This window comes from Pseudomonas sp. S5D5 (genome assembly GCF_003013355.1).
GTDB lineage: Bacteria > Pseudomonadota > Gammaproteobacteria > Pseudomonadales > Pseudomonadaceae > Aquipseudomonas > Aquipseudomonas aylmerensis.
Map to the genome: position 1 here is coordinate 1,842,130 of NZ_PTEO01000001.1, position 17,290 is coordinate 1,859,419.

At 63.1% G+C, this 17,290-nt stretch carries 16 protein-coding genes; 5 read left to right on the forward strand and 11 right to left on the reverse strand.

Annotated elements, in window-relative coordinates:
- Positions 1-690 precede the first annotated feature (690 nt).
- A complete protein-coding gene (yegS, locus tag C9990_RS08850) occupies positions 691-1,611 on the forward strand; it encodes a lipid kinase YegS (RefSeq protein WP_106803041.1) in 921 nt (306 codons plus the stop codon).
- Here yegS and C9990_RS08855 read toward each other — a convergent pair.
- The 3 genes from C9990_RS08855 to C9990_RS08865 form a co-directional block, all read right to left on the reverse strand.
- Positions 1,570-2,229 carry a response regulator transcription factor gene (locus C9990_RS08855; RefSeq protein WP_106803042.1) on the reverse strand — a complete coding sequence of 220 codons (660 nt, stop codon included), beginning with the start codon at positions 2,227-2,229 and terminating at the stop codon, positions 1,570-1,572. The genes yegS and C9990_RS08855 overlap by 42 nt on opposite strands.
- Positions 2,226-3,119 carry a sensor histidine kinase gene (locus C9990_RS08860; protein ID WP_106803043.1) on the reverse strand — a complete coding sequence of 298 codons (894 nt, stop codon included), beginning with the start codon at positions 3,117-3,119 and terminating at the stop codon, positions 2,226-2,228. Before C9990_RS08860 ends, C9990_RS08855 begins: the two co-directional genes overlap by 4 nt.
- 337 nt (positions 3,120-3,456) lie before the next feature.
- On the reverse strand, positions 3,457-3,906 hold the full coding sequence (locus C9990_RS08865; protein WP_177343940.1) for a hypothetical protein: 450 nt from the start codon (positions 3,904-3,906) through the stop codon (positions 3,457-3,459).
- 551 nt (positions 3,907-4,457) lie between these two features.
- On the opposite strand from C9990_RS08865, the gene C9990_RS08870 reads away from it, so the two are divergent.
- Entirely contained in the window at positions 4,458-5,393 is a 936-nt protein-coding gene (locus tag C9990_RS08870) for a chemotaxis protein CheV (protein WP_065903528.1), read from the forward strand.
- Positions 5,394-5,432: 39 nt separating this feature from the next.
- On the forward strand, positions 5,433-6,239 hold the full coding sequence (locus C9990_RS08875; protein WP_106803044.1) for an MOSC domain-containing protein: 807 nt from the start codon (positions 5,433-5,435) through the stop codon (positions 6,237-6,239).
- A 65-nt stretch (positions 6,240-6,304) separates the two neighbouring features.
- On the opposite strand, the gene C9990_RS08880 is transcribed toward C9990_RS08875, so the two are convergent.
- The 8 genes from C9990_RS08880 to C9990_RS08915 all read right to left on the reverse strand — a co-directional run bounded on the left by C9990_RS08880 (position 6,305) and on the right by C9990_RS08915 (position 15,625).
- On the reverse strand, positions 6,305-6,589 hold the full coding sequence (locus C9990_RS08880) for a pyrimidine/purine nucleoside phosphorylase (protein ID WP_058424671.1): 285 nt from the start codon (positions 6,587-6,589) through the stop codon (positions 6,305-6,307).
- A gap of 152 nt (positions 6,590-6,741) precedes the next feature.
- Positions 6,742-7,284: an exonuclease domain-containing protein gene (locus C9990_RS08885; RefSeq protein ID WP_065903525.1), complete on the reverse strand. Its 543-nt coding sequence runs from the start codon at positions 7,282-7,284 to the stop codon at positions 6,742-6,744.
- Between the two features lie 74 nt (positions 7,285-7,358).
- Positions 7,359-9,281: an acetyl/propionyl/methylcrotonyl-CoA carboxylase subunit alpha gene (locus C9990_RS08890; RefSeq protein WP_106803045.1), complete on the reverse strand. Its 1,923-nt coding sequence runs from the start codon at positions 9,279-9,281 to the stop codon at positions 7,359-7,361.
- 124 nt (positions 9,282-9,405) lie between these two features.
- Complete coding sequence (locus C9990_RS08895; protein WP_065903520.1) at positions 9,406-10,167, reverse strand: enoyl-CoA hydratase/isomerase family protein; 762 nt, start codon at positions 10,165-10,167, stop codon at positions 9,406-9,408.
- Complete coding sequence (atuD, locus tag C9990_RS08900) at positions 10,164-11,321, reverse strand: citronellyl-CoA dehydrogenase (protein ID WP_065903517.1); 1,158 nt, start codon at positions 11,319-11,321, stop codon at positions 10,164-10,166. Before atuD ends, C9990_RS08895 begins: the two co-directional genes overlap by 4 nt.
- Before the next feature lie 20 nt (positions 11,322-11,341).
- Positions 11,342-12,958 carry an acyl-CoA carboxylase subunit beta gene (locus tag C9990_RS08905; protein ID WP_106803046.1) on the reverse strand — a complete coding sequence of 539 codons (1,617 nt, stop codon included), beginning with the start codon at positions 12,956-12,958 and terminating at the stop codon, positions 11,342-11,344.
- Between the two features lie 3 nt (positions 12,959-12,961).
- A complete protein-coding gene (locus tag C9990_RS08910; protein ID WP_065903510.1) occupies positions 12,962-13,834 on the reverse strand; it encodes an SDR family oxidoreductase in 873 nt (290 codons plus the stop codon).
- A 12-nt stretch (positions 13,835-13,846) separates the two neighbouring features.
- Positions 13,847-15,625: an acyclic terpene utilization AtuA family protein gene (locus C9990_RS08915; RefSeq protein WP_106803047.1), complete on the reverse strand. Its 1,779-nt coding sequence runs from the start codon at positions 15,623-15,625 to the stop codon at positions 13,847-13,849.
- A gap of 153 nt (positions 15,626-15,778) precedes the next feature.
- Between C9990_RS08915 and C9990_RS08920 the strand changes: the two genes are divergently transcribed.
- Both C9990_RS08920 and C9990_RS08925 read left to right on the forward strand, forming a co-directional pair.
- Positions 15,779-16,402 carry a TetR/AcrR family transcriptional regulator gene (locus C9990_RS08920; RefSeq protein ID WP_106803048.1) on the forward strand — a complete coding sequence of 208 codons (624 nt, stop codon included), beginning with the start codon at positions 15,779-15,781 and terminating at the stop codon, positions 16,400-16,402.
- A gap of 94 nt (positions 16,403-16,496) precedes the next feature.
- Positions 16,497-17,285, forward strand: coding sequence for an ABC transporter substrate-binding protein (locus C9990_RS08925; protein ID WP_083221366.1), 789 nt, complete (start codon positions 16,497-16,499; stop codon positions 17,283-17,285).
- Positions 17,286-17,290: the final 5 nt, after the last annotated feature.

The window sequence follows — 17,290 nt, forward strand, 5'->3', positions numbered from 1 at the left end:
CTGGCCCAGTGCGGCTAACCCGGCGTCCTGCCGGGTTACCCACGGCTTCAAGCCTGCGTTCGGCCAGCGTGTTTAATGGGGCGCCTAGGATCAAGATCAAAAGCGGCTCGCTTCGCATCGTAGGTACGCTTTTTGATCTCCGTAGGAGCCGGCTTGCCGGCGAAAAACACGTGTGCGCCGCGTACATTCTGATGTTTCCGCGTCATCGTTAACGACCATCGCAGGCAAGCCAGCTCCCACACGTATCCGCTTTTGATCTAACCACTCAGGTCGGCTTTAAGGCCGCCGTGCTTTTGCTTTTGATCTTGATCTTGATCTAGGCGCCCCATCAAACACGCTGGCCGGAATTCGATATTGATTTGGGGGGTAAACCGGCAGGGATGCCGGTTTAGCCGCCCCGCGCCATGGATGGCGCGTGGCGGCGGCCCCCCAAATCAATGTCGGATTACGGGCACACCGAGCGTAAGCGAGGTGCCGAGTGTTGGGGCAAGAGCCCTTTTGGTTACTTTTGGGGCTTTTCCAAAAGTGACCCGCTGTAAGAGCGGAACCATAAGTCGCCGTTACCGCAAAAACGGATATGCCCCCCAACCCCCCAACCCCCCCCAAATTATTTCCACCCTCCACTGACTTTTTCCTCCCCACCAAAGGTCAACATCCTTCAAGCACCTCAGAACCCAGGAGACCCCCCCCATGACCACCCACAAGGCACTGTTGATCCTCCACGGCAAGCAAGCCCTCAACGAGGACGTGCGCGCGGCCGTGCAGGCCCGGCGCGACCTGGGCTGGGAACTGGCGGTGCGGGTCACATGGGAAGGCGGCGACGCCCAGCGCCTGGTCAATGAAGCGCTGGACGGCGGCTACCCGCACATCATCGCCGGCGGTGGCGACGGCACCTTGCGCGATGTCGCCGAAGCCATGGCCCAGGCCAACACCGATGCCAGCCTGGTGCTGATGCCCCTGGGCACCGCCAACGACTTCGCCCGCGCCGCCGGGGTCCCGCTGGAACCTGCCCAGGCCCTGGCATTGCTGGACGTGCCGCCCAAGGCAATCGACCTCGGCCGGGTCGGCGGGCAAATCTTCCTCAATATGGCCACCGGCGGCTTCGGCAGCCAGGTCACCGCCAACACCTCCGAGGACCTGAAGAAGGTGCTCGGCGGTGCGGCGTACCTGTTCACCGGCTTGACCCGTTTCAGCGAGTTGAAGGCCGCCTATGGCGAGCTGGAAGGCCCGGATTTTCACTGGAAAGGCGAACTGCTCGCGCTCGGAATCGGCAACGGGCGCCAGGCCGGGGGAGGGCATGTGCTATGCCCGGAGGCATTGGCCGATGATGGCTTGCTGGACGTCAGCATCCTGCCGGCACCCCAGGAGGTGGTCGGCACCCTGCGCGAGCTGATGACCAACGGCTGGGGCCTGGACACCATGTTCGTCCGCGCGCGCCTGCCGTGGGTCAATATCAAGGTTGCACAGGGCCTGTACATCAACCTCGACGGCGAGCCGCTGGAAGGCGACGACTTGCACTTCGAGGTCGTGCCCAAGGCCTTGCGCGTGCACCTGCCGGTGAATTCGCCGTTAGTCGTCCAGGCTGATGATCTGCTCGCGCACCGCGAATAACACCAGGCCCGCCACGTCGAAAATCTGCAGGCGCTTCATGATTTGCGAACGGTGCGCTTCCACGGTCTTGATGCTCAGGCCCAGGCCATGGGCGATTTCACGGGTGGACTTGCCGCGCACGATCAAGCGCAGGATCTCCAACTGCCGGGCGGTGAGGTTATGGCTGTGGCCGGCGGGCGTGGTGGCGCCCTGGCCGCGCACCAGCGCCTGGTTGATCACGGTGTGGGCGATCGCCGGGCTCAGGTAGCGCTCGTTGTTGCGCAAGGCCAGCAGCGCGTGTTCCAGCTCGTTGGCGGTGGTGTCCTTGAGCAGGTAGCCATGGGCGCCGGACTCCAGCGCGCACATGATCAGTTCCGGGTCGGTGTGCATCGACAGGATCAGCACTTTGCTCTTGGGGTAGCCGCGCTTGAGTTGCTGCAAGGCATCCAGGCCGCCGGTGTGCTTCATCGACAGGTCCAGCAGCACGATATCCGGCAACAGCGCGCTGAACTGCTCCAGCAGTTGTGCGCCATCGCTGGCTTCGCCGATCACCGTATAACCGGGTATGTCCTGGACCAGCGCGCGTACGCCGGCCCGGATCAGTGCATGGTCATCCACCAGGAGTAATTTGCAGGTCACTCGAGAACCTTAGGGGAACTGGCCCGTTCGAGGGCGCGTGGCGCCCAGGGGAAGAGCGCGTCGATCCGTGTCCCTTTGCCTGGCTGGCTGCTGACGGACAAGGTGCCCCCCAGCTGATCAATCCGCTCCGACATGCCGGCCATGCCCCGTTGACCTTCCAGGCCGGGGTTGATGGCAGGCGAAAAGCCCAGGCCGTCATCGCTGATAAACAGCGACAGGCCTTCGGGCAGGCGTTGCAGGCGTACCAGCAAATTGCGCGCCTGGGCGTGGCGTAGCATGTTGGTCACCGCTTCCTGGGTAATGCGAAAGGCCGCCACGGCCATTTCTTCCGGGATGCCGGTCAGCCGTTGCTGGCATTCCAGGCTCCAGTGAATCGGGGTGTTTTCCAGGGTCTTGAGCAGGTGCGCGCGCAGGCTCGCTTCCAGGCCCAGGCTGGCCAGCTGGCGCGGGTTGAGGATGGCGGAGACGTCACGCACCTTGGCCAGGGTTTCGTTGAGGGTGTTGCACAGCACCGTGCATTGGCTCTGCAGGTCTTCCGGCAGGCGGCGTTTGAGCCACTCGCTTTGCAGCTTGGCGGCGGTCAGTAGCTGGCCGATATCGTCATGCAGTTCGCGGCTGAGGCGGTGGCGCTCGTTTTCCTGCACCTGCAGCAGGCGGTCGGCAAGTTCCTGGGGCTGGAACTTGATGGACTTGCGTGAGCGCCACTGCTGCAGGCCAACCACCACCACGATCGCCAGGTTCAACAGCAGCACCACCAGCGGCATCGGCTCGGCGCGCGCGAAGGTCCACAGGCTGAGCAGCAGCGAGACAAGGCACAAGGCGAGGACCAGGCGTCGAGCATGGCTGCGGGACACGGACCTGGCGAGGAGTGACTTGAAGTTGGCGTACATAGCGGATGGAGCCAATGAGGGTTCGCTGCGGGAAGACCGGTCACGGCGGCTGACAGGGCTTTGTGTGGAATGCGTGGCCGAATCGTTTTTATACATGATGAAGTTGAGTTACTTCGAGCGGGGCATAGTATCACCCCTGTAACCGTTGGTCGCCTGGCACTTTGCTTTTGCCGTGCCTATATCCAGGCAAATACCCGGGCGGTAACCACAGAGTTTGGAACAGTGGGAAGTTGTATTATCGAAGTTGGTTTGTATCGATATGTCCGTTAGTGGCTATTTGATATTTATTCCGGTCGTTTTTAGATAACTCAGGGTGCGAATACGACCTGTCATTGGTTCAGGACGTGTGATGCATTCGTTGTTGCGGTTTGGTGCTGAAGTCTTTTTGTGGGATCTGCAGGATGACCGTGGCAATCAAGGTCGTTTGCTCGGTTTCATCCAGGGTCAGTTGGCCGGTCTTGGCGTCGATGAGTTCCAGCTGCCAGGCCAGTAACGTCAGGCAATCATGCAGCGCATCCAGGGCCTGGTCATGCAGGTGCAGAGGGTTTTCGGCATTCGCGATCAGGTACTGGATGTGCCGCGAGAACTCGCTGATGGCCTGCAGCGCCAGGGCGTCGGCCTTTTCGGCCAGCTTGATCAGGCTGATTTTCATGCAGTCGATCGCGTCGCTGTCATTGCGGATCATATGCAGATGACTGAGGCACTCTTCGGACTTGGCCAGTAGCTTCTCGGCTTCATGCAGAAACTCGGGAAGTGCAAGTTGCCACTCGTTACCGTCGTTCATCATGCAAGTCTCCACAACTTAAGGTCGGGTGATGAGATGTCGCACCGGGTGAATGGCTTAAAACTAGCGCTGAAATATGACTGAAATCTGTAGGTCGCTTCTGAGATTTCAGTAGGGCGCTTATTTGAATGATGGCGACGGCGGTGCGTGGCCCTCATGAGCGGGGTCCGTTGCACACCTTCAGTTACCCTCGCGTGGAGGTCTGGAAGGCCCGTGGGCCGAGGGCTTGGGATGGCAAACAAAAGCCTGACTCCATTCATGCATTGAGAATGGCGTCACATTAATGGCTATTAGATATTGCGAATATCAGGTTGGGCCCGATTGTGTCTAAGGGAATCCCTTAGATAGCGGAACCTTGCGTCGATTTGAATGTCGCGCAACGTGGCTGCACCGCCTCTGGAGCGGCGTTCGCAGTAAACCATGATGTCAGTGTGACATCAATGAATTTACATGGCATTTTACCAGGGTCAAGGTCTGGCGCTCGCCGCCGATAACCTCTCCATGCAATGCACTCACCCTCGCGCCACACTTTCAGCGCACACCAGGAGCTTTTAATGGCCGGCATTCTCGACACGGTAGACCAACGCACGCAACTGGTGGGTGAGAATCGCCTGGAAATCCTCATGTTTCGCCTGGCCGGGCGCCAGCTGTTCGCGATCAACGTGTTCAAGGTCCAGGAAGTCCTGCAACTGCCCAAGTTGACCTTGATGCCCCAGCGTCATCCGTTCGTGTGCGGCGTGGTCAACCTGCGTGGCCAGACGCTGCCGGTGATCGACCTGTCCCAGGCGATTGGCATGCGCCCCTTGGTGCCTGGGCCGAACAGCACGATTATCGTCACCGAGTACAACCGCTCGGTGCAGGCGTTCCTGGTGGGCGGCGTGGACCGCATCGTCAACATGAACTGGGAGGCTATCCTGCCGCCGCCGACCAGCGCCGGGCGCCAGCACTACCTCACCGCCATCAGCAAGGTCGATGACCAGTTGGTGGAGATCATCGACGTGGAAAAAGTCCTCGCCGAAATCGTGCCATACAACGCCAAGGTCTCCCGAGAAAAACTCGACGATCCGGTGCTCGAACGTGCGCGTGGTCGCGAAGTGCTGCTGGTCGACGACTCCAATGTGGCCTTGTCGCAACTGCGCGACACCCTCGGCCAGTTGGGCGTGAAGATGCACATCGCCAGTGACGGCCTCAAGGCGCTGAACATGCTCAAGGCCTGGGCCGACAGCGGCCAGGTAATGACCGACAAACTGCTGATGATCTTCACCGACGCCGAAATGCCCGAGATGGACGGTTACCGCCTCACCACCGAGATCCGCAACGACCCGCGCCTGCGTGGGCTGTATGTGGTGTTGCACACGTCGCTGTCGGGCAGCTTCAACGATTCGATGGTGAAGAAGGTCGGTTGCGACAACTTCCTGTCCAAATTCCAGCCCGACAAACTCGTCGATGTGGTGCGTCAGCGTCTGATGCTGGACGAAGTGCCGGCTTGACCTTAGGGTGACGGCTTTGCCCCTCAGGAATGCAGGCCCATGCTTCGTCTCAGCGCGTTGTACCGTTACCCCTTGAAGTCCGGCAAGGCCGAGAGCCTGCAACACATCGGCCTGGATAAACTGGGGCTGGACGGGGACCGACGCTGGATGCTGGTGGACGAGGCCAGTGGGCGTTTCCTCACGCAGCGGGCCGTGGCGAAGATGAGCCAGTTGTCGGCGCTGTGGAGCAGCAGCGGTGGCCTGAGCTTGAGTTCGCCCGGGTATGCGCCGCTGGACGTGGCGTTGCCGACCGGCGACGCCGCGTTGCGCGGTGTGACCATCTGGCGCGACACCCTGCGCGTGCCGGACGCAGGCGACGAAGCGGCGGCGTGGGTCAGTGACTTTATCGGCAAGCCGACCCGGCTGGTGCACATTCCCCTTGAACGTGCGCGTACCACCGAAGCGGGCTACGGGCGCGATGACGACCAGGTTGCGTTCGCCGATGGTTACCCGTTGCTGCTGATCGGCCAGGCCTCCCTGGACGACCTCTCGCAACGCATCGGCCGGCCCATGGAGATGCTGCGCTTTCGCCCCAACCTTGTGATCGAAGGCAGCGCCGCCTTTGCCGAAGACGGCTGGAAGCGCCTGCGCATTGGCGACGTCGAATTCCGCGCGGTCAAGCCGTGCTCACGGTGCATCCTCACCACCATTGACCCGCACACCGGCGAACGCAGTGCCGACCGCGAGCCTTTCGCGACCCTCGAGGCGTATCGAAAGACCGAAAACGGCGCGATTTTTGGCCAGAACCTGGTCAATGACGGCGTGGGCCGGCTTGAAGTCGGCATGCCGGTGACGCTGCTTGAATAGGGTGCCGCGCGCATAAAAAATGCCCGTCTCGCAGGAGACGGGCATTTTTTTGACCGGTCGACGGCTTAGCCGCGGTATTCGCACAGGTAAGCGGTGTCCACGGCGACCTTCAGCTGGAACTTGCTGTTGGCCGGTACGTTGAACTGGCTGCCGGCGGCGAAGGTTTCCCAGTCGCTGGCGTCGGGCAGCTTGACGGTCAGCGCGCCGGACACCACGTGCATGATTTCACGCTGGGCGGTGCCGAATTCGTATTCACCCGGGGCCATGACGCCGATGGTCGCCGGCCCTTCAGCGGTGCCGAAAGCGATCGACTTGACGGTGCCGTCGAAGTACTCGTTGACTTTAAACATGGGCGATTCCTCGGAAAGTGGATTAAGGCTTCCTGCTTCCTGCAGGCGCCCGATGCAAGGCTTGAGGGCCTCATCGGCGGCAAGCCGGTGCCTGCAGGAAGAGCAGATTACGGAAAAAGGCTGGCCAGTATGCCCAAGCCTTCGGGAGCTGCCTAGACCGGCAAAATCAGCGGCAGCAGCCGGGCGGTGTTGCGCGCGTCTTCCAGGGCCCGATGTTGCTGCCCATGGAACTGCATTCCCGCCAATTGCAGGGCGGCGTTGAGCCCCAGCGGCTTGTCCAGGCGCCGGGCCTTTGCGAAGCGCTGCTTGAGGTTTACATGGGGCGTGTGGGCGAGTGCACTGGCCAGCTCATGGCGCTGCCATTCCAGTTCCAGTTGCACACGGTCGTAGTCACCCCAGCTGGCCCAGCCTTCCAGGCGTGCCTGGTGCTGGCCCAGCCAGCGCTCGAACAGCGACCACACCTCGATCATCGGCAACGCGCTGTCGATATTCGCCTGGGTGATATGGGTCAGCTTGCGGCAAAAGGGCGTCAACAAGGGCCGACGCAGGGGCCGTACGAAGCGCTGGAAGTGGTCCAGCTCGCGGCCCTGGCGGTTCACCAGGCTCGCGCCGATCTCGATGACTTCCATCTCCGTCACGGGCCAGCCGCCGTCATCCGTCGTGGCTTCAAGGTCAATAATCAGCCAATGAGGCATTTTGCAGCTTCCCGTACTCATCCCTTACTGATGGGGATAGAGCGTAGCCCGGCCCTGTAGTTCCCGCCCAGCGCTTATTCGATCTCCAGCAAAACCTGGCGATTGCGCACCTGATCGCCGGCAGTCACCTGCACGCCCTTGACCACGCCGTCCCTGTCGGCCTTCAGCGGGTGCTCCATTTTCATCGCCTCCAGCACCAGCAACAGCTGGCCTTTGCTCACGCTGTCGCCGGCGCTGACCCGCACATCGACGATGGCACCATCCATCGGCGCCTTGACCCGGCCGCTGCCGGCGTCCGCCTGGCGCTCGACGACCTGCTGGGTGCGGTTGGTCACGGTGATGCCGGGCAGCCACAGCTGGTCGCCATCAAGCTGATAGGCGATACGCCGGCGGATGCCATTGATGATCAGGCTGGCCCAGCGCCCGTCGGTGGCAAGGGGGTGGATGTCGAGGCCGTTGGCGTGCAGGCGCTCGTTCTCCAGCACGCTGACCGCGACTTCGCGGACCTCGTCGTGGACGGCCAGGCGGTAGGTCCACGCCAGCGTGGCGTTGTTGCGCCAGCCCGCCAACCCCTGGCGATGCTGGCCGGCGCTGTGTTGATAAAACAGCGCGGCGGCCACGGCGAGTTGTTCCTCGGTCGCCGCCAAGGCTGGCACCTCGCTGAAGTGTTCGCCAATAAACCCGGTACTGAAGTCAGCGCTGACAAACCCCGGGTGCTTGAGCAGGTCGGCCAGCAGGTGTTGATTGCTCGCCACCCCCAGCAGCACCGTGTCTTCCACTGCGCGCAGCAGCTTGCGCCGGGCCTCTTCGCGGGTGGCGCCGTGGGCGATGATTTTGCCCAGCATCGGGTCGTAGAACGGGCTGATGCGCTGGCCCTGCAGCACGCCATGGTCAACCCGCACGCCCGCCGCCGGTTGCCAATGCAGGACCTTGCCGGTTTGCGGCAGAAAGTCCTGCGCCGGGTCTTCGGCGTACAGGCGCACTTCCATGGCGTGGCCGCTGAGGGTCACGCCTGCCTGGTCCAGCGGCAAGGGGTGGCCGGCGGCGATCTGCAGTTGCCAGTCCACCAGGTCGAGGCCGGTGATCAATTCGGTGACCGGATGCTCCACCTGCAGGCGGGTGTTCATTTCCAGAAAGTAGAACTGGCCGTTGCGATCAAGCAGGAACTCGACGGTGCCGGCGCCGACATAATTCACCGCGCGTCCCGCCCTGAGTGCGGCTTCGCCCATGGCCTGGCGCAGCGCGGGCGTCATCACCGGGCAGGGTGCTTCTTCGATGATTTTCTGATGGCGCCGCTGGATCGAGCAGTCACGCTCACCCAGGTAGATGAGGTGGCCGTGGCTGTCGCCAAACACCTGGATTTCGACGTGGCGCGGCTCGATCAGTGCCTGTTCGAGGATCAGTTCGTCACTGCCGAAGGCGTTTTTCGCCTCGGAGCGGGCGGTGTGCAGGTTGTCCAACAGCGCCTCGGGCTGATACACCAGGCGCATGCCTCGACCGCCGCCGCCGGCGCTGGCCTTGATCATCAAGGGATAGCCGATGCGCTCGGCTTCTCGCTGCAGTGTGCTGTCGTCCTGGGCCGCGCCCTGGTAGCCAGCGATACACGGCACCCCGGCCTCGAGCATGGCGAGTTTGGACAGGCGCTTGCTGCCCATCAGCTCGATGGCCTCGGCGCTGGGGCCGATGAACGTCAGGCCGGCGTGTTGGCAGGCGCGGGCGAACGCGGGGTTTTCCGACAGAAAGCCGTAGCCGGGATGCACCGCATCGGCGCCGGTGAGCCTGGCCGCTTGGATAATCGCCGGGATATTCAGGTAGGACTGCTGCACCGGCGCGGGCCCGATATTCACCGCCTCGTCGGCCATCTGCACATGCAGCGCCTGCGCGTCGGCGTCGCTGTAGACCGCAACCGTGCGGTAGCCCAGGGCCTGGGCGGTGCGCTGGATGCGGCAGGCGATTTCGCCGCGGTTGGCGATCAGGATCTTGGTGAAGTCGGGCATGGGCTTATCCCTTGACTGATGGGGTGATGGTTCGGGCCTCATTGCGGGCAGGTCGGGTTGTCGCAGCGCCGCTCTCACCGTTGGAATGCATTTCCCTGTGGGCGCTGGCTTGCCTGCGAAGACGTCATTTGCACCAGCGCGGTTTGCGTTTCTGCACAAACGCCTGCGTCCCCTCAATCCCTTCTTCACTTCTCACCGCCTCGGCAAACCACTGCGCGCCGCGATCCAGCACCGCCTCAAGCGGCTCATCCACACTCGCCAGCAACAGGGATTTGGTCCGTCCATTCGCTCCCGGCGCGCAGCGCAGTACCTGCCCCAGCACCTCGTCCAGGCGCTCCGCCAATGCCTGCGGGTCGCGCTCGGTGAAGTGCACGACGCCCAGCCGCTCGGCTTCAAGGCCGTCAAAGCGCGCCGCCGTGAGTGCCAGTCGGCGGGCCTGGGTCAGGCCGATACGCTTGACCACGAACGGCGCAATCTGCGCCGGCAGCAAGCCCAGGCTCGTCTCCGGCAAACCGAACTGCGCCTGGTGATCGGCAATCGCGATATCACTCACGCACGCCAGGCCAAAGCCGCCGCCCAGCACCGCGCCTTGCAGCACCACGATCACGACTTGGGGAACCGCCTCGACTTCTTGCAACAAGGTGCCAAACGCCCGGTTCAGCGCCTGGAGTTGAGTGCCCGCCGTGACCAGGTCCTTCACATCGGCCCCGGCGCAGAAATGCCCGCCGGCGCCGCTGATCACCAAGGCGCGTACCTGGCCGTCGAGTTGCGCCAGCACCGCGCGCAGTTCATTGACCATTTCCAGGCTCATCGCATTACGGTTTTCAGGGCGATTGAGGGTGATGTGCAGCACGCCGTTATGCGGCTCCAGCAAGAGCGTGTTCATGCTTTTTTCCCCGGCAAGGTGCCCATCAGTTTGCAGATGATGCCCAGCATGATTTCGTCGGCGCCGCCGCCAATCGAGACCAGGCGCACATCGCGATAGGCCCGCGCCACCGGGTTGTCCCACATGAAGCCCATGCCGCCCCAGTATTGCAGGCAACTGTCGCTGACTTCACGGCCCAGGCGCCCGGCCTTGAGCTTGGCCATGGAGGCCAGGCGCGTCACGTCCTGGCCTTTGATGTATTGCTCGGTGGCCTGGTAGACCAGTGCGCGCAGGCATTCGATTTCGGTGGCCAGCTCGGCCAGGCGAAAGTGGATGACCTGGTTGTCGATCAGCGCCTTGCCGAAGGTCTGGCGCTCCTGGCAGTAGGCGATGGTGCTGTCGATGCAGTACTCCAGGCCCTTGATCATATTGGCCGCGCCAAACAGCCGTTCTTCCTGGAACTGCAGCATCTGCATCATGAAGCCTGCGCCTTCGTGGCCGATGCGGTTGCGCTGTGGCACGCGCACGTCATCGAAAAACACCTGGGCCGTTTCCGAACTGTGCATGCCGAGCTTTTCCAGGGGCGGGCTGACGCTGATCCCCGGGGTGTTCATCGGCACCATGATCAGCGACTTGTTGATGTGCGGCTTGTCATCGGAAGTGTTGGCCAGCAGGCAGATAAAATCGGCGCTGGGCGAGTTGGTGATCCACATTTTGCTGCCGTTGATCACGTAGTCGTCGCCGTCCTTGCGCGCGTGGGTTTTCAGCCCGGCCACGTCGGAACCGGCGCCGGTTTCCGACACGCCGATACAGCCCACCTGTTCGCCGCTGATGGCCGGGCGCAGGAATTCATCGCGCAGTTCATCGGAACCGAAGCGGGCGAGGGCGGGGGTGCACATGTCGGTCTGCACGCCGATGGACATGGGGATGCCACCGCAGCGGATGGTGCCGAACTCTTCGGCGGCGACGATCGAATAGCTGTAGTCCAGGCCCATGCCGCCGAACTGTTCCGGCTTGGAGATGCCCAGCAGGCCGAGGTCGCCGGCCTTGCGAAAGATCTCGTGGATGGGGAAGCGCCCGGCTTTTTCCCATTCATCCACATGGGGGTTGATCTCGCGGTCGACGAAGGCGCGGACGGTGCGGCGCAGTGCCTGGTGTTCCTGGGTGAAGATCATTGTTGTTGTTCTCCTGAGCGTTAGAAACGCGCCACGCCAAAGCTGTTGGGCTGCAACTGCCGCACATCAGCCTCATGACAAATATCCAGCAGCAACCCCAGCAGCGTGCGGGTATCGCGGGGATCAATCAGCCCGTCATCCCACAGATTCGCACTGCCATACAGCGCAGTGGATTGGCTGTCGAGCTTCTGCGCCGTGACCTGCTCCAGCATGTCCAGCACCTTGGGATCCGGCACCAGGCCGTCCTTCAACTGCTTGGCCTCGGTGACAATCCGCAGCACCTTGCCCGCCTGCGCACCGCCCATGACCGCCGTGCGGCTGTTGGGCCAGGCGAAGATAAACCGTGGGTCCAGGCCACGCCCGCACATCGCATAGTTGCCGGCGCCGTACGAACCGCCGACCACCACCGTGAGTTTAGGCACCCGCGCGTTGGCCACCGCCTGGATCATCTTCGCACCGTGCTTGATCACCCCTTGTTGCTCCGACTCGGTGCCCACCATGAACCCGGTGGTGTTGTGCAGGAACAGCAGCGGCGTGTGGCTCTGGTCGCACAGTTGGATGAACTGGGCGGCCTTGCTCGCGCCCTTGGGCGTGATCGGGCCGTTGTTGCCGATCACGCCGACGGCGCGGCCCTGGATCTGCAGGTGGCCGCAGACCGTGTGGGCATCGAACTCGCCCTTGAACTCGAGGAACTGCGAGCCGTCCGCCAGCCGCGCGAGGATCTCGCGCACGTCATAGGGTTTCTTCGGGTCATCGGGGATCAACCCCAACAGCTCGTCGATGGGATACAGCGGCTCGGCATACGCCCGTCTCGACGCCGGCGGCAGGCGCTCATCCCACGGCAACAGGCTGACAATCTCGCGCACGATGCGCACGCCGTCGGCATCGTTTTCCGCCAGGTATTCGGCGGTGCCGGCGGTTTGCGCATGCATCTCGGCGCCGCCCAGTTCTTCATCAGTGGCGACTTCACCGGTGGCGGCCTTGAGCAGCGGCGGCCCGGCGAGGAACAGCTTGGCCTTGCCGCGCACCACCACCACGTAGTCCGACAACCCCGGCTGATACGCCCCACCTGCAGTGGCCGAGCCGTGCACCACGGTGATCTGCGGCAAGCCCATGGCCGACATACGCGCCTGGTTGGCGAAGCTGCGCGCGCCTTCGACGAAAATCTCGGCGGCGTAGTTGAGGTTGGCCCCGCCGCTTTCGGCCAGGGTCACCACCGGCAGTTTGTTCTCCATGGCGATCTGTTGCAGGCGCAGGGATTTCTTCAGGCCCGTGGGGGAAATGGTGCCGCCCTTGATTGCGCTGTTATTGGCCACCACCAGCATGCGCACGCCGCTGACGTAGCCGATGCCGGCGATCAAGCCGCCACCGGCGGCGCTGCCGTCCTTGTCATCATGCAGTTTGTAGCCGGCCAGGCTCGCCAGTTCGAGGAACGGTGCGCCGGGGTCCAGCAGCAAGTTGAGGCGTTCGCGTGGCAGCAGTTGGCCGCGCTGGTCGAACTTGGGTTTGGCCGCCTGCGCCTTGGCGAGCAGCGCGTGTTCCAGCTGGCGCAGGTGTTGGATGCCTTCCAGCATGGCTTCGCGGTTCTGCGCAAACTGCGGGCTGTGGGCGTCGATCAAGCTTTCAATCACCGGCATGGTTCAGCGCTCCGCCTTGAGGACATCGGGCAGGTACGCGCGGTGAAAACCGTTGAACGGTTCACTTGGCGACGCGGCCTTGTGCAACGGCCAGGCGCGGCTGCCCAGGCTGGCGGCGCCGTCGATGCGCAAGGTGCTGCCGCTGACAAAGGCCGCGGCGGGGCTGAGCAGAAACACGATGGCCGCGCTGACTTCCGACTCGGTGCCGATCCGCTTGAGCGGCACGTGTTCACGCAGGGTCGGGATCACCGCCTTGAACGCGCCCTCGTAAGTGTCCATGCCACTGGAGGCGATCCAGCCCGGCGCCACGGCATTGACCCGTACCCCGGCATACCCCCATTCGAAGGCGGCGGTCTTGGTGAAGTTGTCCATGCCCGAGCGTGCCGCGCCGGAGTGGCCCATGCCGGGCATGCCGCCCCACATGTCGGCAAGCATGTTGACGATGGCACCGCCATGCTTGCTCATCGACTGGTTGAACACTTCCCGCGCCATCAGGAAACCGCCCACCAGGTTGGTGCGCAGGACTGTTTCAAAGCCCTTCTGGTTGATCGACGCGAGTGGCGACGGGTACTGGCCACCGGCGTTATTCACCAGGCCATGCACTGGGCCATGTGCTTGAATGATCTGCGTGACCAGCGCTTTCACCGCCTCTTCATCACGAATATCGCAGGCCTGCCAATGAGCAGTGCCGCCATCCTCGGCAATTTCCGCCGCGACCTTCTGCAGCTTTTCCGGCTTGCGTCCGACCAGGATCACGCGGGCGCCAAGGGCCGCCAGCTCGTGGGCGGTGCAGCGGCCAATCCCGCTGCCACCGCCGGTGACGATCACGGTGTGTCCCTGGAACAGGTCGGCTTTGAAGATCGAATCGAAGGCCACGGCAACGCTCCTTTAAGTGAGTTGATCAGCGATGTGTTGCGGCACGGCGATGGGAATTTCCAGCAGTTGCTGGGCGAAGGCCTTGCCTTGCGGGTCGATGCGCAGGCTGGCGATGCCGCCACCGCCCAGGGCGTTTTCCAGCAGGAAGTTGAGGCTGTGGCTGCCGGGCAGGTACCAGCGCTCGACGCGGCCGTGCACGGGGTCGAGCACGTGGCCCATCCAGTCGACGATGACTTCCGGGGTCAGCGCCTCGGCGATCCACGGCAGGTACTCCGGCGCGCGCGCGATCACGCCGATATTGCTGTGGTTGCCCTTGTCGCCGGAGCGCGCCACGGCCAGCTTCACCAACGGCACACTGGCGTCGGCGCGGCCTTGGGGTTTGGGCGGATCCACGGCAGGGGCCGGCAGGAGAGGGGCGTCGGCGGTCGGCAGCGCGCAGGCGTATTTGTCGCCCTGGAAGTCGATCACCACCTCACAGGCGGACTTGTCGATCAGGAATGAAAACAGGCGAATCAGCGGGTACACGGTCGGGCGTCCCCCGACAATGCCGGTCAGCCCCGGCGCCATGCCGGTAGCCGCCTGGGCGATCTCGCGGGCGAACAGCACCAAGGCCTGTTTGCTCGGGTGCCGCACCGCCATCTTCACCACCACCTCGCGGCAATCCTGGCGCTGGGCGTGGGCGCCGTAGGTGGCCTCGCTGCCGAGCAGCTCGATGTTCACGTCGGTGTAGGGCGCCCAGCCGCGCTGGCTGAAGAGTTCGGCGGTCTTGTTGATGATCGCCTGGCTGACGCGCTCGGCCTTGGCCACCGCGTCGATGCCGGCAATCAGACAACTCGCGGTGCAGCGAAAGCCGTCCGGGTAAGTTGCACTGACCTTGTACTGGTCGGTCGGCGGCAAGCCCCTGGCACCGTGCAGGCGCACGCTGTGTTTGCCTTGCTGGTGCAATTTGACCTGGCTGAAATCGCAGATCACATCGGGCAAGAAGTAGGCGCGTGGGTCGCCGATCTCATACAGCAGTTGCTCGGCCACGCTGAGTTCGCTGATCAGGCCGCCCGTGCCATCGACCTTGTTCACGGTGAACTGGCCGTCGGCACTCACTTCGACGATGGGGAAGCCGATGTGCTCGTAGTCCGGCACCTCGCGCCAATCGGTAAAGTTGCCGCCGGTGCATTGCGCGCCGCACTCGATGATGTGCCCGGCCAGTGCCGCCTGGGCCAGGCGGTCATAGTCCTGCCAGGACCAGTCGAAGGCATGCACCAGCGCTGCGCTGACCACCGCGCTGTCGACCACGCGACCGGTGATCACGATATCCGCACCCAACTGCAGTGCCTGGACAATCCCGGGTGCGCCGAGGTAGGCATTGGCCGACACGCACAGGGGCGGCAGCGGCGCGCCGTTAAACATGTCGGTGATGCCGTGCAGGTGCTTGAGTTGAGGGTGCAGGTCGTCGCCCAGCAACACGGCGATTTTCAGCGGTACCTGAGCCTTGTCGCAGGCCGCTTGCAGGGCGGCGGCGCAGGCCTGCGGGTGGATGCCGCCGGCGTTGCTGATCACGCGGATGCCCTGGCGCTGGATCTCGCCGAGCAGCGGCGTCAACACTTCGACAAAATCCGTGGCGTAGCCGGCCTGGGGATCTTTGATCCGCGCGCCGGCGAGGATCGACAGGGTGACTTCCGCCAGGTAGTCGAACACCAGGTAATCCAGTGCGCCGCCGTGCACCAATTGGGCGGCGGCCGTGCACGTGTCGCCCCAGAAGGCGCTGGCGCAGCCGATACGAACCGTCTTGCTCATGAGAAATCCTTCCTCGAATGGCTGGCAACGAGACTACCAAGCAAGCGCTTGGTTTGTAAACTCCAGACACAAGTTTTGCCCAAGCGCTTGCTTGGGTGGCGGCCACGGCCTAAATTGCCGGCCAAGACGTCCGTAGAAGTAGAGGAGAGCAGCATGGATGAGCAAAAAGCCCTGCGGGTGATGCGCACCATGGTCGACGGTGGCCAATTGACTGACCCCGACAGTGCCCGGGGCAAGTTGCTGCAGACCGCGGCTCACCTGTTTCGCAACAAGGGATTTGAACGCACCACGGTGCGCGACCTGGCCGGCGCCGTGGGCATCCAGTCCGGCAGCATCTTTCATCACTTCAAGAGCAAGGACGAGATCCTGCGGGCGGTGATGGAGGAAACCATTCATTACAACACGGCGATGATGCGCGCCTCGCTCGAAGAAGCGACCACCGTGCGCGAACGCGTGCTGGCGCTGATCCGTTGCGAGTTGCAGTCGATCATGGGCGGCAGTGGCGAAGCCATGGCGGTGTTGGTCTATGAATGGCGTTCGCTGTCGGCCGAGGGTCAGGCCCAGGTACTGGCCCTGCGCGATGTATATGAGCAGATCTGGCTGCAGGTGCTGGGTGAGGCCAAGGCGGCGGGCTACATCAAGGGTGATGTGTTTATCACCCGGCGTTTCCTCACCGGTGCGCTGTCCTGGACCACCACCTGGTTTCGCGCCGAGGGCAGCCTGACGCTGGAAGAGTTGGCTGAAGAAGCCCTGCTGATGGTGTTGAAGCCCGACTGAGGCGCAAGCTATTCATTTGACGGTGAAAAAGTTGTCTCGCCAGACAAAAACGCCTAGCTTATCGCCATTAACGTAGTGAACGGTGTGTGCCTTGATGTTTTCGCCATGGCGGCTGGCTGCAGGACTTACTTTTTGGGCACTGGGCACCGCGTGGTGGATGCCGGCTTCGGCTGCGCAATTGGTACGGATCGGCGCCGCGCACTTTCCACCCTACACCGTGCGCCCCGAGCAGGGCGCCGACACCGGGCTGCTGCCGCAGTTGGTCGAAGCGCTCAATGCTTCACAGGCCGACTACCAGTTTGTGCTGGTGCCCACCTCCATCCCGCGACGTTTTCGTGATTTCGAGCAGGGCCGTATCGACATGGCCATTTTCGAAAACCCCGACTGGGGCTGGCAGAAAATTCCTCACACCAGCGTGGACATGGGCCTGGAAGACGCGGAAATCTTCGTCGCCCAGCGGCAGCTCGATCGCGGCCAGGACTATTTCACCGACCTCACCGGCAAACGCCTGGCGGTGTTCAGCGGCTATCACTACGCCTTCGCGCATTTCAATCCCGACCCCAAGTACCTGGCCGAGCAGTTCAACGCCACGTTGACGTATTCCCATGACAGCAATCTGCTGATGGTGGTGCGCGGGCGTGCGGATATTGCGCTGGTCACGCGTTCCTACCTGAGTGATTTCCTGGTGCGCAATGCGGACATGGCCGGGCAGTTCCTGGTTTCGGAGCGTATCGACCAGGTCTACCACCACTACGCCTTGCTGCGCCCCAAGGCGCCGATCACCGGCGCGGCCTTTTCCGCCTTGCTCAAGCGCCTGCGTGACAGCGGCGAGCTGCTGAAGATTTTCGAACCCTATCGCATTGACGTCATGCCGACGCCCTGACGGCT